The organism is Yoonia sp. MH D7, from assembly GCF_054439475.1.
This window is the reverse complement of record NZ_JBTJCF010000001.1, coordinates 567,179-582,957: the sequence shown is the minus strand read 5'-3', so window position 1 is coordinate 582,957 and position 15,779 is coordinate 567,179. Positions and strand designations below refer to the sequence as shown.

The window sequence follows — 15,779 nt, the reverse complement described above, 5'->3', positions numbered from 1 at the left end:
GGAAGGCCAGCCTGCCCGCCGCCATTGGTTTCACAACAACCCCGCGATTAGCTTGCTAGATGTCGTCAACGAGGGTGAATTCGAGTTCATCAAGATAAACTGTGATAGCTTTCCGTAGTCGCGCACCTTCGACCGCTATGAGCGAAAGTAACTGGGTCATGTGATACCGTTTAAAAGCAAAAAGGCCGCAACAAGTGCGGCCTTTTTGTATTTTGTAAGTGCCGTTACCGCGAGGCAGCGCCTTGATCCGACTTCAGGTAGTTGAAAAATTCGTTGTCTGGCGACAGAATCATGGACGCGTTGTCGGAGGTCAATGCGCGCGTATAGGCCGTCATGGAGCGGTAGAATTCAAAGAATTCAGGGTCCGCGCCAAAAGCTTCGGCAAAGATTGCGTTACGGGTTGCATCGGCTTCACCACGTGTGATTTCGGCCTGACGCTGACTGCCTGACACAAGCTCGATCACGGTTCTGTCGGCGGTTGCACGTACGCGTAGCGCCGCTTCGTTACCGCGTGCAACCTCGTCGGCTGCTTCGCGCTCGCGCTCTGCTTTCATCCGCTCGTAGGTCGCGTTCAGGTTTTCAGGTGGCAAATCCGTACGCTTGAGACGCACATCGATGACTTGCAAACCAAGCGCGTTCGCCTCTGCAATCGCACCATTACGGATGCGCAGCATCAGGCCTGCACGGTCGGTCGACAGGATATCGTTCGAAGACACCGAGCCTAGCACCGCACGCGTTTGGGCGCGAAGGATACTGTCAAGACGGCTTGCTGCGGCCTCTTCGCCACCGTCACCAACCGCTTGGCGGAACCGTTCTACGTCCGAAATCCGGTAGCGGGCAAAGGAGTCTACGACCAGACGGCGATCGTCTGATGGCGTAACTTCCAATGGCTCAAGGTCGCGGCTGAGGATACGGTCATCGTAGCGCACGACGTTCTGGATCAACGGCACTTTGAAAGCCAGACCTGGGTCTTCTTTCACCTTCACGATTTGCCCGAATTGCAGCACAAGCGCTTTTTCACGCTCGTCAACAATAAAGACAGAGGACACAAGGGCTGCGACAACAACGACAACTGCGGGGATCAGGAATGCGGATTTATTCATTAGTTCGACCCTCCGGTGCTGGACTGTGTGTCGTTTGAATTGCGGCGCAATTCGTTCAGCGACAGATAAGGCACAACGCCCTGATTGCCCGCCGCACTATCATCCATCAAGATGATGTCCGTGTTGCCCAAGACCTGCTCCATGGTTTCGAGATAAAGCCGCTTGCGTGTCACTTCGGGTGCTTTTTCATATTCGCTGAGAACAGCCGTGAAACGCGAAGCTTCGCCTTCTGCCTCGTTCACGACTTGCGCGCGATACGCTTCTGCTTGTTCCAGAAGTTGTGCGGAATCGCCTCGCGCCCCTGCAAGCACTTGGTTGGCATAAGCGTCAGCCACGTTTTGCAAACGATCACGTTCTTGCGCGGCATCCTGCACCTTACGGAACGACGCGATGACCTCTTGTGGTGGATCGGCCTTGTCAAAGTTGACACGGATGATGTTCACGCCGCTGTCATAGCTGTTGAGCGTGGACTGAATCAGGTCGCGCAGATTGCTGGCAATAAGACCACGGTCACGGTTCAAAATCGGCGCCAGCTCGGATTGTGAAATGATTTCACGCATCACCGAGTCTGAAACAGCTTCGATCGTCTGTGGCGGGTTGGAGAGGTTAAACAGATAGGCACGCGGATCGGAGATGTTCCAGACCACCTGAAAATCGATATCTACGATATTCTGGTCGCCCGTCAGCATCAAGCCGGTGTCACTGGTCGTCCGCCCCACACCGATGTCGATGTTACGCTCTGAGGTCACGGCCAGAACTTCTCGTGTCACGATTGGCCATGGCGCAAAGTTCAGGCCGGACCCAACGGTGTTGCTATAGCGTCCCAGCATCAGCTCGACCGCCTGCTCTTCGGGTTTGACGGTATAAAACGACGCCATACCCCAAAGCACAACCGCGCCCAGAACCCCAAGCCCGATAGTGCCGCGGGTCAACGCAGGGCCAGCGCCACCGCCAGAAGGTCCGGTGCCATTGCCACCACCTTTGCCGCCGCCACCCATCAGAACGCGCAGATGTTCGCGGCCTTTGTTCATCAATTCGTCAATTTCAGGGATGCCCTGTGGCTCGTTTGGTTTGCGCGGCGGCTTGGGGGGCTCGCCCCCGCCGTTAGATCCGCCATTTCCACCGCCGCCCCATGGGCCACCGTTATTTCCTGCCATTGCGTCTTAACCTATTCTGTTTCGCCCCGACTTCAGGGCCGTCTACTTATATGTGTACGTTTATGCCTGAAAATCAAGCGCGGCGCACGGGTTCCTTCATTGTCACCAGCTCTTCCGAAATCGTCGGATGAACGGCGACAGTTCTGTCGAAATCTTCTTTGGTTGCGCCCATTTTCACCGCAATCCCGACCATCTGGATCAATTCGCCCGCGTGATCTGCGACGATATGACAGCCCAGAATTTTGCGGGTTGCTTGGGACACGATCAGCTTCATCAGCACACGGTCGGTGCGTCCTGCAAAGGCGTGGTTCATCGGCTTGAACGATGTCGCGTAGACCTCGATCGGCTCTTGCTCGCGCGCCTCTTCCTCGGTCAGTCCGATGGTGCCAAATTCGGGCTGGGTAAAGACCGCCGAGGGGATTAAGTCGTGGTCAGGCTTGGTCGGGTTGCCTTTGAACACGGTTTCGACAAATGCCATGCCTTCGCGGATCGCCACGGGGGTCAGGTTCACACGGTCGGTCACATCGCCCACCGCATAGATTGATGGCACAGCGGTTTGGCTATAATCGTCGACAAGGATTTGACCATTGCGACCAAGCTTAACGCCGATCTCTTCCAGCCCAAGCCCGTCTGTATTGGCATGGCGTCCTGTTGCGAACATGACCTGATCGAATGTGTGTTCGTCGGCGTTTGTGTCCGTCACGCGGACGGTGTTGCCCTCTTGACGCATCTTGGCGACGTTGGTGCCAAGGCGCAGGTTCACACCTTTTTCAACCATTCCCTCCGCGATCAGACCGCGTGCCTCGTCATCAAAGCCGCGCAGAATTTGTGCGCCGCGATAGAATTGTGTGACCTTGACGCCCAAGCCATTCAGGATGCCTGCAAATTCAGAGGCGATATAGCCGCCGCCGACGATCAGGATGTTCTTTGGGAATTCTTTGAGGTTGAAGATGTCGTTGGAGGTGATTGCAAGCTCTGCGCCTGCGATCTCTGGCTTGGTCGGGTGGCCGCCTGTGGCGATAAGGATGTGTTTTGCGCTTACCTCTTCGCCTGTCGATAGCGTAACGGTATGCGCGTCTTTCAACGTGGCGCGGGCGTCATAGATGCGTACGTCCGAATTGCCCAACAGCTTGCGGTAGACCCCTTCAAGGCGGTCGAGTTCAGCGTGCAATTTGGTTTGGAATTTGGTCCAGTCGAACGGCCCGACTTTCACGTCCCAGCCGTATCCGGCGGCGTCGTGCATGCTTTCGGCGTAGGTCGAGGCAAAGACCATAAGTTTTTTGGGCACGCAGCCTCGGATTACGCAGGTGCCGCCCATGCGGAACTCTTCGGCCAGCGCCACTTTGGCGCCTGTGGCTGCGGCAACGCGTGCTGCGCGCACGCCGCCAGACCCGCCACCGATTACAAAAAGATCAAAGTCAAAGGTCAAATCACCGCTCCCGTCATTCCAGTCTTAACAGGACGTAACCTATGGGTGTGGACCGCTGACTACAACGGCATTCGCGTCACTGTGACCACAAACGGCGCGGGAACTTAGTCGAAATCCTCGGCAAACAGGTTGCCGCTGTCCATAAAGTCGAATTTGCTTTCTGTAATATCGCCATTATTGATATCATTGACCTCGACCCGTCCGTCACCGTAGCCCACGATCACAATATCGCAGATGTCGATGAACAGCCCGTTTTCCACGACGCCCGGGATCTGGTTCAGTACCAGGCTTAGCTGGCGCGGATTGCCGATCCGGTTGAGGTGCAGATCCAGGATGTGGTTGCCCTCGTCGCTGATATAGGCCGCCTCGCCATTCATGCGCAGACCGGCAGTTTGGCCAAGAACGTCCATGCCAATCAAGGTTTCCTCGATCAGCATCTTGGTGGTTTGCCAGCCAAACGGGATAATCTCGACGGGCAGCGGGAACGCACCTAGGGTTTTAACCCGCTTGGTCGGGTCCGCGATGACGATCATCTGGTCAGAGGCCGTGGCCACGATCTTTTCTTGCAAATGCGCGCCGCCGCCACCTTTGATCAGGTACAGATTGCCGTCATATTCATCAGTACCGTCTATTGTAAGGTCGAGCCATTTGGCCTCATCCAGCGAGATCACTTCAATGCCGACTTCACGCGCAAGTTGCGCCGTGCGCGCCGAAGTGGGGACCCCCTTGATCCGCAGCCCGTCGTGGCGCACCATATCGCCCAAGCATTGCACCAACCACGCCGCTGTTGACCCCGTGCCAAGCCCGACTTTCATGCCTGATTTCACATATTCAGTCGCTTTTTTAGCGGCGACAAATTTGGCTTTATCGATCGGGGACAGGGCACTGGACATGGCGGCTCCATTCTGTGGTTTTCAGTTTTATAAGGGGAATGACACAAGAGGGAAACATCTCGTTTCGCGGTGGATGCGTCGTTTTTGCGGCTTACATTTGCTGCAGTTTGCGTATGATCCGCCTATGACACAAAATCTGACACTTTATTACGCACCTGACAATGCCTCGCTGTGTATCCGGCTGGCGCTATTGGAATTGGGATTGCCGTTCGAGACCGTGCTGGTGGACCGCGCAGCACAGGGCCTGTCGGCGCCAGAATATCTGGCGCTAAACCCCAATGGCTTCATCCCCACGCTGCTGACACCTGAGGGGCCAATTTACGAGACGGGTGCTATTCTTTTATGGTTATCGCGCGACGGATTCATGCCCGCAGGGCTGACCCGTGGCGAGGCGCTGTCGTGGTTATTCTGGCTGTCCAATACACTTCACGCAGCGATGCGCATGTGGTTTTATCCGCACAAGTATATTACAGAAGCGGCTGTGCCTGCCCTGCGCGATGCGACACAGGAGCATATGAACGCGTTGTTTGCCCATCTTGAAGCCCATGCGTCTTGGCTCGATGATGCGCAGCCCAGCGCATTGGGGTGTTATCTCGCCCCGATGGTGCGCTGGGCCGGGTTATATGGTCAGGATCAGGTCTGGTTCGATTTGTCCTGTTATCCAAGGTTGCGTGGATATATGAAGCGCTTGGAAATACGTCCTTCTGCACATCAAGCAAGTCGTGCAGAGGGTCTAGGCGAAACAATTTTTTTCACGCCGTGCTTGCCAAATCCCTCTGAAGGAAGTGCTATCTGATGTTTCTGTCTGTGTTCGATATGTTCAAGGTGGGCATTGGCCCTTCGTCGTCTCATACCATTGGCCCGATGGTCGCAAGCGCGCGGTTTTTGGATCATTTGCGCGCTTTGCCTTTTGGTGTGGCAGGGGTGAAGGCGTCGCTGCATGGCTCGCTGGCGTTCACGGGCGTTGGCCATGCCACGGACCGCGCGGTGATCTTGGGGCTCGCAGGGTTTCGCGCGGATGATTATGATGTGGTCAAAGCTGACGCCGAGATGGTGCGTATTCAGGCGGAACATACGGTTTTTCCTGAAGGTTTGGGGGGGTTGCGATTTCATCCCAACGAAGATGTGTTGTTTGATTACGGCCCAGCGCTGGCAGGTCACGCGAATGGTATGATCCTGAAGGGTGTGGATTCCCAAGGCGATGTGATTACGCAAGTCACCTACTATTCCATTGGCGGCGGATTTGTATTGACGGAAACCGAGTTGGCCGCGGGCAAGGATACCGATGATGGTCCTGCTGTCCCCTACCCGTTTCGCTCTGCGGCGCAGATGCTGGCGATGGCATCGTCCTCGGGCATGTCGGTGGCCCAAATGAAACGCGCGAATGAATTATCGCGCAAATCAGGTACAGATCTGGACAAGGGGCTGACCCGTATTTGGGAGGTCATGAACGCCTGTATTGATCGGGGTTTGGTCACGGACGGGATTTTACCTGGTGGGTTACATGTCAAACGCCGTGCCAAGGGGATTTACGATGCGCTGATGGCCGAGCGCGGCATGAACCAGAGCGCGCCGCATACGATCAACGATTATATGTCGACTTATGCGATGGCGGTGAACGAAGAGAATGCCGCTGGTGGACAGGTTGTAACAGCCCCCACAAATGGCGCGGCGGGTGTCGTGCCAGCGACTATACGTTATTACCTCGATCATGTGCCGGGTGCGACTGTGGCGAGTGTGCCAGAGTTTTTACTAACCGCAGCCGCGATTGGTGGCTTGGTCAAGTTTAACGCCTCGATTTCGGGGGCCGAAGCGGGCTGTCAGGCGGAAGTCGGTTCAGCGGCGGCGATGGCGGCAGCCGGCTTATGTGCGGTATTGGGTGGTACGCCCGAGCAGGTTGAAAATGCTGCCGAGATTGCACTCGAGCATCATCTGGGCATGACCTGTGATCCCGTGCGCGGGCTGGTTCAGGTCCCCTGTATTGAACGTAACGGGTTGGGGGCGATCAAGGCGGTCAGTGCTGCGTCACTTTCCATGCGCGGCGACGGCACGCATTTGGTTCCGTTGGATGCGGCGATTGAAACCATGCGCCAGACCGGTGTGGATATGTCGGAGAAGTATAAAGAGACGTCATTGGGCGGTCTCGCCGTGAATGTGCCGAATTGTTAGCCGTCGATAGGTTGAAACCCATCCGACACAGCGACCAGAGTGTGGGGATATGTAGGATGGGTTTTACGCCATGTTGACGGCAAGCCATACGGACCGCGTTTTATCAGGCATCGTCTTGATGCTCGGCTTTTGCCTGACGGCGCCGCTGATCGACGTGGCCTCCAAACTGGCAGCGCAGACTATACCCGTTGGGCAAATTACCACCGCACGGTTTGTCGTACAAGCGGCGATAATGGCGCCGATCTGTCTCGCGCTGGGCCATTCACTGTCCCTGCCCCGCGCACTGTTGTGGCAATTGGTGCAACGCGCATTTTTCCTTGTCGCCTCGACCTATTGCTTTGTGGCGGCCGTTCAAGTGATGCCGATTGCCGATGCTTTAGCGATTGCCTTTATCGAGCCGTTCATACTGTTGATCCTCGGTCGCATTTTATTCCAAGACGAGGTTGGTCCTCGGCGTATCGGGGCCTGTTTAGTGGGCTTTGCAGGGTCATTACTGGTCATCCAGCCCAGTCTTTCTGCCTTTGGCATGGTCGCACTTTACCCTGTTGGCACCGCGTTCAGTTTTGCGGCTTATATGTTGGTCACTCGGTCGCTGGGACGCAGCATGCACCCCATCCCAATGCAGCTGCACACGGCGACGGTGGCTGCTGTGATGTGCCTGCCTGTCATGGTGCTAGCCAACGGGTCGGGGATTGTCACTCTTGATCCGGTGCTGCCGCAGGGCAGCGCGTGGCTATGGATGTGCGGTGTGGGCGTGGCCTCGTCGGTGGCGCATCTGATGATGACCTATGCCCTACGCATGGCCCCCACTTCGACACTTGCCCCGCTGCATTACCTGGAAATCGTTAGCGCCGTGGCTTTGGGGTATCTGGTGTTTTCCGATTTCCCCAATGCGCTGACGTGGTTAGGAATTGCTGTAATCGTGGCGTCGGGCCTGTTTATTATCTGGCGCGAACATGTCACTGCCACGCCGCCGATTGCGCCTCGCCCAAGTGTTCATTAGGCTTGCCCCATGACCGTTGATCGCCCCTTTTTTGGCATTGTCCTGATGCTTGGATTTTGCTTTCTCGCCCCTCTGGGTGACGCCATGGCCAAGCTGTTGGGCGGGCAAATATCGCTCGGCGTTTTGATCTTTGTGCGGTTTTCGGTGCAGGCGCTGGTTCTATTACCGTTGGTGTATTGGGCAGGCGCGGGGCTGCGTTTGCCTGCGGGCGCACTGCCTTTGACGTTGATTCGCACCTGTCTGCATATCGCGGGCATCGGGTTCATGTTTAGCGCTCTGCGCTATTTGCCTTTGGCAGATGCCCTTGCGATTACCTTTGTAATGCCTTTCATAATGCTGCTGCTTGGCCATTTTGTGATGCATGAAGAAGTAGGCAAGCAACGTATGGCCGCCTGTGCTGTGGGGTTTATCGGCACGCTTTTGGTGATCCAGCCCAACTTTACCCAAGTCGGCTGGCCCGCGTTATTGCCGCTTGGAGTGGCTGTGATTTTTGCGCTGTTCATGATGGTCACGCGTCAGATTGCGAAACAGATTGATCCGATCAAATTACAAGCGATCAGCGGGCTGCAAGCGAGTGCCATGATCTTGCCGGTGTTGCTGTTGTTTCCTGACACCGCTGCGACCTATATCGCGATGCCCGATACCTCGACATTAGGAATGTTGGCCCTGCTTGGCATCCTTGGCACCGTCGCACATCTGGCAATGACGTGGAGCCTGCGGTTTGCCCCCGCGTCCACCCTCGCACCGATGCAATATCTCGAGATCCCGTTTGGCACCTTTATCGGCTGGCTGATCTTTCACGATCTGCCTAACGGATTGGCTGCTATCGGTATATGTATCACCGTGGGCGCGGGGCTGTATATTATCGTGCGCGAGCGACGGCTTGCCCGAGTGCCTGCATCTGCGCCCGTGGCACCGTTACAATAACCGGCCCCGTGCAACTGATCTGCACTTCATGATCCGCCGCCGCGTTCGACGGGCTGGTAAAGTGCATCGGATGCATCGGCCGGTCGCTGATCGGCCATCTTAACCCCTGCCCCTGCACACGCGCATCCGCCAATGGCATGATCGACACCCGCGTCCCAATCGGCAGGTGCAGGGTTAAACCACGAGAAGGGACTATCGCGCTGGCATCATCAGCACTGATCAGCAGAACCGGACGCTCGGGATTGCGCCCCATCACATGCAGCACCGCCAAAGTATGATCCAGCCGGCCACCCGCAAACCCCAGCGCATAGATCAAAGGGGCATTGACCCGCGACAGACCCTTTTCAAAGTCAACAGTTTCCTGTTCTGCGATATGGTGCAGCACAGCGGCAAAACGCGTGCGCGAGGCGTCCGACAGGCTATCCAGATCGCCGATCACCGCAACCGGATCAATGCCCACTGCGAGCAGATGATCCGCCCCCCCGTCAATGCCAACAAACTGCTTTGTAAGGCTTTGGAAAATGTTAAGCTCTTTAGGTCCAATATAGGCAGCACCAACCAAGACTATTGGACCCAAACTGTGAACAATCGACATAACGCGCCCCCTTTTGTTGCGATTCAAGCCACCTGCCTTAATATGGCCTTGAAATAATACCGAGTCTAACCCGCCATTGTGCCGGATTGCGAACCAGTTGATGGTAAACACACTCTTACTGGATTTAGGAGAAAGCGAGCAAAAAGATGGTTGAGTCGAGTAAGATTCTTACCGTATCCTACGGCACCTTCTCGTGCACATTAGAGGGATTTGACGATTCCTTTGGCACGATGAAAGCGATTGCGGAATATTTCCGTGATCTGGCTGCTGACGATAGGTACTTCGGGGCTGAACCCCCTGCCCCCGATGTCGCAATGTTGGCAAAGATCGCCGAGCGTGAAATTACGCGCCGCGTTGATGCCCACACACAGGACGGTGGTATTGTGTTGCGCGCATCTCAAGCCGTAGCGCCTGCAATGCCGCCACAAGTGTCGCGCCCAGAGCCTGTGCAAATGGCAACTGCGGCCGTGGCACCTCAGGTCGCACCGACGCTGAAAGATCGCACATTGGACGATTTTCAGAAAGCTCTGTCAGACGCGGCAGCGGATGAAACCGCGCATGAGGCAACGCCCAAGACCGAGCATCATGTGTCCTCGCCGCGTATTGCAACTCCGCACGCTTTGACATTTGATGATATGGGCGAGGTTACACATACCGCCCCCGCACATCCGGATTCAGAAAGCGTCGCAGCAAAATTACAGCGCATCCGCGCCGTAGTGGGCAAGTCACAAGAAAAGTCACATGAGGCTGATTTTGTAGAAGATCTTGGCGAAACACCGATGCCTGTGGTGCCAGATGCCGCCGAAGATGCGCCTGTTGCGGAAGACACAAAAGTTGCGGATAAAAAACCTGCAATCGATATGTCCGATCTTGATTTTAGCACGCCAGACGCGAGCGAAGAATCCGAATCCTTGGTAGAAGATGCTCCACATGACGCGCCCGAAACTATTCATGAAGATGTTGCCGAGGACGAAGCTGACGCCCCAACCGACGATGATGCGCTGCTCGACGGCTTGGCGGCAAAAGTTGCACAGTCCACTCCTGCTGCGCCAGACGACGCGCCTCAAACTCTGGAAAAACCTGCGATTCGCGCGCAAATTTTGCGTATTCGTAAAACACAGCTCCTCGACGTAACCGTTGAAGAGCCTGTCGATGCTGTGGCTGCCGTCGACGAAAATTTCGCCATCGCACAAAACATTGACGACGACGATACTGACGCTGAGTTCGGTTTGGACGACGATCTTCAAAACCTTGCGATTCTTGACGGCTTCGAGGATCTGGAAGGCTTTGACGCCCCTATCAATACCACCCTGTCTGACGATGACGAAGCCGATTTGATGGAAGAACTGGCCGAGGTCGAACGTGACTTTACACCAGTGCAACCTCAGGCAGCCGAATCACAAGAACTGGCGACACAAAAACCGCGCACAACACTGCCTGAAACAGATGACGCAACTATGTCGCATATTCTAACTCAGACCGATCAGCAGTTGAGCGAGCCAGAGGGCAGCCGTCGCCGCGATGCGATTGCCCAGTTGAAGGCTGCGGTTGCAGCAACTGAAGCTGCGCGCCAGCTAGGTGATAAGGGCCACAAGAAGGAAGAAACGGAAGACGCGTTCCGCGAAGACCTCAAAGAGGTTGTGAACCCGACCGCTGCACGCCCGACACGGGTGAAACCGACCGACACCCGCACAGTTCGTCCGCGCCCTGCGCCGTTGAAACTGGTCGCGTCGCAACGTGTTGATGCGCATGTACCTGCAACGCACGCAACTCCGGTTCAACCGCGCCGTGTCGCAGCCACAGCCGAGCCGATCAGCCCCGCCGCCGCAACCAACTTTGCCGAATTTGCAGAGGAAATGGGCGCAACGTCACTAGCTGATCTGCTGGAAGCCGCAGCAGCCTATACCGCATTTGTGGAAGGCGTCGAGGATTTCTCGCGCCCTCAGATCATGAAGAAAGTGCAGTCAAGCACCGAAACTGAGTTCAGCCGTGAAGATGGTCTGCGCTCCTTCGGGACCTTGCTGCGCCAAGGCCGGATCAGCAAGGTGCGTAACGGCCGCTTTCAGGTGTCGGACGCTTCGCGGTTCAAGCCGGAAGCCAAAGCGGGTTAAAGCACCCTATAATAGATATGAAAAAGGCGGGGAATTTCCCCGCCTTTTTTGTTTTACACTCTGATGTTACGCAATCACGCCTCTGGATCAGCGTCCGGATCAATTTGCCCGATGCCGAGAAACACCTTTTTAAACGGAAACACCCAGCCGATGCCAAGTGTCGCGTAGATGAAAAACTCGATGACCAATGGTGCGCGATCCGCGACCGACATAATGGCAACCGCGACCAGAATATAAATCGGCATGAACACCAGCAACAAAAACAGTGCGCGGCGTCGCTTCTGTTTGTAAGTCATTGACATCAGTCAGCAAACGGATCGGTGACAAGGATCGTATCTTCACGTTCAGGCGAAGTCGAAACCAGCGCAACCGGGCAGTCGATCAGCTCTTCAATGCGCCGCACATATTTGATCGCGGCGGCAGGCAGTTGCGCCCAAGACCGCGCGCCCTCGGTGGATTCGCTCCAGCCTTCGATTTCTTCGTAAATCGGCGTGCAACGAGCTTGCTGATCTGCCGCAGTTGGCAAATAGTCGAGAGTTTCGCCGTCAAGATCATAGCCTGTGCATATTTTTAACGTCTCGAACCCGTCAAGCACATCGAGCTTTGTCAGACAGATGCCCGTGATCCCCGATGTTGCGCAGGTTTGGCGCAAAAGCGCCGCATCAAACCAGCCGCAGCGCCGTTTACGTCCGGTCGTCGTGCCAAATTCATGGCCGCGCTCGCCCAAACGCTGGCCGTCCGCGTCGTGCAGTTCTGTCGGAAACGGTCCTTCGCCAACACGCGTGGTATAAGCTTTGACGATCCCAAGAACGTAGTCGATCGCCGTTGGCCCAAGACCCACACCGGTCGCCGCCTGCCCCGCAATCACGTTTGAAGACGTCACAAACGGATAGGTGCCAAAGTCGATATCAAGCAGCGCGCCCTGCGCACCTTCGAACAAAATCCGTTTCCCTGCTTTGCGTTTTTCAGCCAAAACCTTCCAGACAGGGGCGGCGTAGGGCAGGATTTTCGGTGCTATTTCTTTAAGCGCGGCCAACAACGCATCGCGGTCAACCTCGTCAAATCCGAGCCCTTTGCGCAAAGGATTGTGGTGTTGCAACGCGCGATCAACGCGGGCTTCAAGCGTTTTAACATCTGCCAGATCCGCCACACGAATCGCACGACGCCCGACTTTATCCTCATAGGCTGGCCCAATGCCGCGCCCGGTTGTGCCGATTTTAGTGCCCGCGCTAGCGGCCTCTTCACGCAGCCGGTCAAGTTCACCGTGCAAAGGCAGGATCAGCGGCGTGTTTTCCGCGATCATCAAGTTGTCAGGGTTGATTGTCACACCCTGTTCTTCAATCGTCGCAATCTCGTTCAACAGGTGCCAAGGGTCCAAAACAACCCCGTTACCGATCACCGACAGTTTGCCACCGCGCACCACGCCCGATGGCAAAGCGTGCAATTTATAAACTTTGCCATCAATGACCAACGTATGGCCCGCGTTATGCCCGCCTTGAAAACGCGCGATCACATCTGCGCGCTCAGAGAGCCAATCAACGATTTTGCCTTTACCTTCGTCACCCCATTGGGCGCCTACGACGACGACGTTTGCCATGATATCTGGTCCTTTTAGATTCCCTTTCCTGCTATATCGGTGCAACCCTATGTATGAAACCGCCAATTTGCCACATGGCAGGGGTAGACAGCCCTGCGCCACGCTTGCAAAGGTAAAGGCGACTGAAAAACAAAGGTGATTTATGGGTTTTCTTCTGCGTTGGCTATTTGCATTTATCTTGCTTGCAGCGACTTATAATCCCACTCAGTGGAATTTTACCCGCTGGGCGACGGTCAATTATCAGGACATGCTGTCGATTTGTGTGCTTGCGGGATTAGTTTTATTGGTCGGCTACATCATCTATTTACGCGCAACCCTGCGGTCTATTGGCTTGTTTGGCATGTTACTGGTGCTGGCGGTCGCGGGCACAATGATCTGGGTGCTGTTTGAACAGGGGGTCATTAGCCTCGCCGATCCCACCGTCAATACTTGGCTGGCTATCATCATTTTGTCGTTTGTGCTGGCGATTGGCCTGTCGTGGTCTATTGTGCGTCGCAAGCTGTCGGGCCAAGCCGATGTCGATGACATCGATGCATAATGCATTGCCTCTTGCGACAGCCGCCCCAAAATCATAGATACCACCCGAAACCAAATTAAACGTTAGGCTGTCCGTTCATGGAAAATGTTGTCCTCGTCGTCCATCTGATCCTTGCTTTGTCCCTGATCGGGATGGTGTTGATGCAGCGCTCCGAGGGTGGGGGCTTAGGTATTGGCGGCGGCGGTGGCGGCGCGACTGGTGGCCGGTCTGGTGCAACCGCGATGGGCAAAGCCACATGGATTTTGGCGATTGGCTTTATCTGCACGTCGATTGCTTTAACGATTATTGCGGCCGAAAAATCAGCAGGTTCGTCGGTAGTTGACCGTCTCGGCGCGGCGCCTGTCACCCAAGACGGTGCTCCGGCGCCAGACTTGGGCGAAAGCCTTTTGCCGCCTTCGTCCGATGAAGCACCTCTGGTACCGGCGGTCGAATAACCTACTAATCCTGCGGGGGTGGCGGTTTTCACCTACATGATGTTGCGTCAGCGGTTGCGCTGACGCCCCGAATCCACTATTAGATAAATCCCGTGAGTATGCGAATTTTACGGTTCGGGTTTCCACATATTTTGACCTTTTGAACCACGCAAACGGGGGCGCATCCGCTATGGCACGTTATATTTTTATCACTGGTGGCGTTGTTTCATCTTTGGGCAAAGGGTTGGCGTCTGCCGCCTTGGGCGCGCTTTTACAGGCCCGTGGGTTTTCCGTGCGTCTGCGCAAGCTTGACCCCTACCTGAACGTCGATCCGGGCACGATGTCGCCGTTTGAGCATGGCGAAGTTTTTGTCACCGATGATGGTGCAGAAACAGATCTCGACCTTGGCCACTACGAGCGGTTCACCGGCGTACATGCCCGCAACACTGATTCCGTGTCATCGGGCCGGATTTATTCCACCGTCTTGGAAAAAGAGCGTCGCGGCGATTATCTGGGCAAAACCATCCAAGTGATTCCCCATGTGACTAACGAGATCAAGGATTTCCTAAAGGTCGGTGACGACGAAGTTGATTTTATGCTCTGCGAGATTGGCGGCACTGTAGGCGACATTGAAGGCTTGCCTTTCTTTGAGGCGATCCGCCAGTTTTCCCATGACAAACCGCGCGGCCAGTGTATTTTCATGCACCTGACCTTGCTGCCCTATCTGGCTGCATCAGGTGAATTGAAGACCAAACCGACCCAGCATTCGGTAAAAGAATTACAGTCGATCGGCATCGCGCCTGACATTCTTGTGTGCCGCTCCGAGCACCCGATCCCTGAAAAAGAGCGCGAGAAAATCGCCCTGTTTTGTAACGTCCGCAAGGAAAGCGTTGTCGCTGCCTACGATCTGAAATCGATATATGAAGCGCCCTTGGCCTATCATGCGCAGGGACTGGATCAGGCGGTTCTGGACGCGTTTGATATCTCCCCCGCTCCCGCGCCAAAGCTGGACATGTGGCACGATGTTTATGACCGCATTCACAACCACGAAGGCACTGTAAAGGTCGCCATTGTTGGCAAATACACCCAGCTAGAGGATGCCTATAAATCCATCGCCGAGGCGCTGACACATGGTGGCATGGCCAACCGCGTGAAGGTCAAGATCGAGTGGGTCGACGCAGAATTATTCGACCGCGAGGATGCGGCCCCCTACCTGGAAGGCTATCATGCAATCCTGGTCCCTGGCGGATTTGGCGAGCGCGGCACCGAAGGCAAGATCAAGGCGGCGCAGTTTGCCCGCGAAAAGGGCATTCCCTACCTTGGCATTTGTCTGGGCATGCAGATGGCTGTGATTGAAGCCGCGCGCAATGTCGCGGGCATCAAGACGGCAGGCTCCGAGGAGTTTGACGTTGAAACAGGCAGCAAGCGGTTTGAACCGGTCGTGTATCACCTGAAAGAATGGGTTCAGGGCAATCACACGATCGCCCGCGCCAAGGGCGACGACAAAGGTGGCACCATGCGTTTGGGTGCCTATAACGCGACGCTGACCGAAGGGTCAAAAGTAGCCGAAGTTTACGGCACCACCAGCATCGAAGAACGGCATCGTCACCGCTATGAGGTGGATATGAAGTATCGCGACCAACTGGAAAAAGTGGGCCTGCTGTTCTCTGGCATGTCGCCGGACGGAAAACTGCCAGAGATCGTAGAATGGAAAGGCCACCCGTGGTTTATTGGTGTTCAATTCCATCCAGAGCTGAAATCCAAGCCGTTTGCACCGCACCCGTTGTTCGCTGATTTTGTGCGTGCAGCGGTCGAAAACTCGCGGCTGGTTTAGGACGTCCCTC

Annotated in this window: 15 protein-coding genes; 8 read left to right on the top strand and 7 right to left on the bottom strand. The window is 55.6% G+C overall.

The features are described from left to right. Positions 1 to 224: 224 nt before the first annotated feature. From hflC to rpiA, 4 genes are all read right to left on the bottom strand, one after another. Positions 225 to 1,103 (bottom strand): protease modulator HflC, encoded by an 879-nt coding sequence (hflC, locus tag ACXLHR_RS02830; RefSeq protein WP_458790027.1) that lies wholly within the window; start codon positions 1,101 to 1,103, stop codon positions 225 to 227. Then, complete coding sequence (hflK, locus tag ACXLHR_RS02825) at positions 1,103 to 2,260, bottom strand: FtsH protease activity modulator HflK (protein WP_458790026.1); 1,158 nt, start codon at positions 2,258 to 2,260, stop codon at positions 1,103 to 1,105. Before hflK ends, hflC begins: the two co-directional genes overlap by 1 nt. 73 nt (positions 2,261 to 2,333) lie before the next feature. Further along, the gene (gor, locus tag ACXLHR_RS02820) at positions 2,334 to 3,689 is read right to left on the bottom strand and encodes a glutathione-disulfide reductase (protein ID WP_458790025.1); all 1,356 of its coding nucleotides are present in this window, start codon (positions 3,687 to 3,689) and stop codon (positions 2,334 to 2,336) included. A 104-nt stretch (positions 3,690 to 3,793) separates the two neighbouring features. Beyond that, positions 3,794 to 4,582 carry a ribose-5-phosphate isomerase RpiA gene (rpiA, locus tag ACXLHR_RS02815; protein WP_458790024.1) on the bottom strand — a complete coding sequence of 263 codons (789 nt, stop codon included), beginning with the start codon at positions 4,580 to 4,582 and terminating at the stop codon, positions 3,794 to 3,796. Positions 4,583 to 4,706: 124 nt separating this feature from the next. On the opposite strand from rpiA, the gene ACXLHR_RS02810 reads away from it, so the two are divergent. The 4 genes from ACXLHR_RS02810 (at position 4,707) to ACXLHR_RS02795 (ending at position 8,681) form a co-directional block, all read left to right on the top strand. Next, complete coding sequence (locus ACXLHR_RS02810; RefSeq protein WP_458790023.1) at positions 4,707 to 5,378, top strand: glutathione S-transferase family protein; 672 nt, start codon at positions 4,707 to 4,709, stop codon at positions 5,376 to 5,378. Continuing rightward, a complete protein-coding gene (locus ACXLHR_RS02805) occupies positions 5,378 to 6,751 on the top strand; it encodes an L-serine ammonia-lyase (RefSeq protein ID WP_458790022.1) in 1,374 nt (457 codons plus the stop codon). Before ACXLHR_RS02810 ends, ACXLHR_RS02805 begins: the two co-directional genes overlap by 1 nt. Positions 6,752 to 6,824: 73 nt before the next feature. Beyond that, positions 6,825 to 7,754, top strand: coding sequence for a DMT family transporter (locus tag ACXLHR_RS02800; RefSeq protein WP_458792456.1), 930 nt, complete (start codon positions 6,825 to 6,827; stop codon positions 7,752 to 7,754). 9 nt (positions 7,755 to 7,763) lie between these two features. Next, complete coding sequence (locus ACXLHR_RS02795) at positions 7,764 to 8,681, top strand: DMT family transporter (protein ID WP_458790021.1); 918 nt, start codon at positions 7,764 to 7,766, stop codon at positions 8,679 to 8,681. On the opposite strand, the gene ACXLHR_RS02790 is transcribed toward ACXLHR_RS02795, so the two are convergent. Then, on the bottom strand, positions 8,617 to 9,276 hold the full coding sequence (locus tag ACXLHR_RS02790) for a thiamine diphosphokinase (RefSeq protein WP_458790020.1): 660 nt from the start codon (positions 9,274 to 9,276) through the stop codon (positions 8,617 to 8,619). The genes ACXLHR_RS02795 and ACXLHR_RS02790 overlap by 65 nt on opposite strands. Before the next feature lie 146 nt (positions 9,277 to 9,422). Between ACXLHR_RS02790 and ACXLHR_RS02785 the strand changes: the two genes are divergently transcribed. After that, positions 9,423 to 11,387 (top strand): hypothetical protein, encoded by a 1,965-nt coding sequence (locus ACXLHR_RS02785; protein ID WP_458790019.1) that lies wholly within the window; start codon positions 9,423 to 9,425, stop codon positions 11,385 to 11,387. A gap of 74 nt (positions 11,388 to 11,461) precedes the next feature. Here ACXLHR_RS02785 and ACXLHR_RS02780 read toward each other — a convergent pair whose 3' ends face one another. Further along, positions 11,462 to 11,683: a DUF2842 domain-containing protein gene (locus ACXLHR_RS02780; RefSeq protein ID WP_458790018.1), complete on the bottom strand. Its 222-nt coding sequence runs from the start codon at positions 11,681 to 11,683 to the stop codon at positions 11,462 to 11,464. Between the two features lie 5 nt (positions 11,684 to 11,688). Beyond that, positions 11,689 to 12,984, bottom strand: coding sequence for an adenylosuccinate synthase (locus ACXLHR_RS02775; RefSeq protein ID WP_458790017.1), 1,296 nt, complete (start codon positions 12,982 to 12,984; stop codon positions 11,689 to 11,691). A gap of 142 nt (positions 12,985 to 13,126) precedes the next feature. Here ACXLHR_RS02775 and ACXLHR_RS02770 point away from each other — a divergent pair, with 142 nt between their 5' ends. The 3 genes from ACXLHR_RS02770 (at position 13,127) to ACXLHR_RS02760 (ending at position 15,769) form a co-directional block, all read left to right on the top strand. Then, on the top strand, positions 13,127 to 13,522 hold the full coding sequence (locus ACXLHR_RS02770; RefSeq protein ID WP_458790016.1) for a DUF6524 family protein: 396 nt from the start codon (positions 13,127 to 13,129) through the stop codon (positions 13,520 to 13,522). 77 nt (positions 13,523 to 13,599) lie between these two features. Beyond that, positions 13,600 to 13,956 carry a preprotein translocase subunit SecG gene (gene secG / locus ACXLHR_RS02765; protein ID WP_458790015.1) on the top strand — a complete coding sequence of 119 codons (357 nt, stop codon included), beginning with the start codon at positions 13,600 to 13,602 and terminating at the stop codon, positions 13,954 to 13,956. A gap of 169 nt (positions 13,957 to 14,125) precedes the next feature. Beyond that, positions 14,126 to 15,769, top strand: a complete 1,644-nt coding sequence (locus tag ACXLHR_RS02760; protein ID WP_458790014.1) for a CTP synthase — start codon at positions 14,126 to 14,128, stop codon at positions 15,767 to 15,769. The last annotated feature ends 10 nt before the right edge of the window (positions 15,770 to 15,779 follow it).

Bases quoted from the DNA above. Each gene is read 5' to 3' on its own strand.
- secG (WP_458790015.1), top strand. From the start codon at position 13,600: ATGGAAAATGTTGTCCTCGTCGTCCATCTGATCCTTGCTTTGTCCCTG.
- ACXLHR_RS02760 (WP_458790014.1), top strand. From the start codon at position 14,126: ATGGCACGTTATATTTTTATCACTGGTGGCGTTGTTTCATCTTTGGGC.
- hflC (WP_458790027.1), bottom strand. From the start codon at position 1,103: ATGAATAAATCCGCATTCCTGATCCCCGCAGTTGTCGTTGTTGTCGCA.
- ACXLHR_RS02770 (WP_458790016.1), top strand. From the start codon at position 13,127: ATGGGTTTTCTTCTGCGTTGGCTATTTGCATTTATCTTGCTTGCAGCG.
- ACXLHR_RS02795 (WP_458790021.1), top strand. From the start codon at position 7,764: ATGACCGTTGATCGCCCCTTTTTTGGCATTGTCCTGATGCTTGGATTT.
- ACXLHR_RS02785 (WP_458790019.1), top strand. From the start codon at position 9,423: ATGGTTGAGTCGAGTAAGATTCTTACCGTATCCTACGGCACCTTCTCG.
- hflK (WP_458790026.1), bottom strand. From the start codon at position 2,260: ATGGCAGGAAATAACGGTGGCCCATGGGGCGGCGGTGGAAATGGCGGA.
- ACXLHR_RS02805 (WP_458790022.1), top strand. From the start codon at position 5,378: ATGTTTCTGTCTGTGTTCGATATGTTCAAGGTGGGCATTGGCCCTTCG.
- rpiA (WP_458790024.1), bottom strand. From the start codon at position 4,582: ATGTCCAGTGCCCTGTCCCCGATCGATAAAGCCAAATTTGTCGCCGCT.
- ACXLHR_RS02790 (WP_458790020.1), bottom strand. From the start codon at position 9,276: ATGTCGATTGTTCACAGTTTGGGTCCAATAGTCTTGGTTGGTGCTGCC.
- ACXLHR_RS02775 (WP_458790017.1), bottom strand. From the start codon at position 12,984: ATGGCAAACGTCGTCGTCGTAGGCGCCCAATGGGGTGACGAAGGTAAA.
- ACXLHR_RS02810 (WP_458790023.1), top strand. From the start codon at position 4,707: ATGACACAAAATCTGACACTTTATTACGCACCTGACAATGCCTCGCTG.
- ACXLHR_RS02780 (WP_458790018.1), bottom strand. From the start codon at position 11,683: ATGACTTACAAACAGAAGCGACGCCGCGCACTGTTTTTGTTGCTGGTG.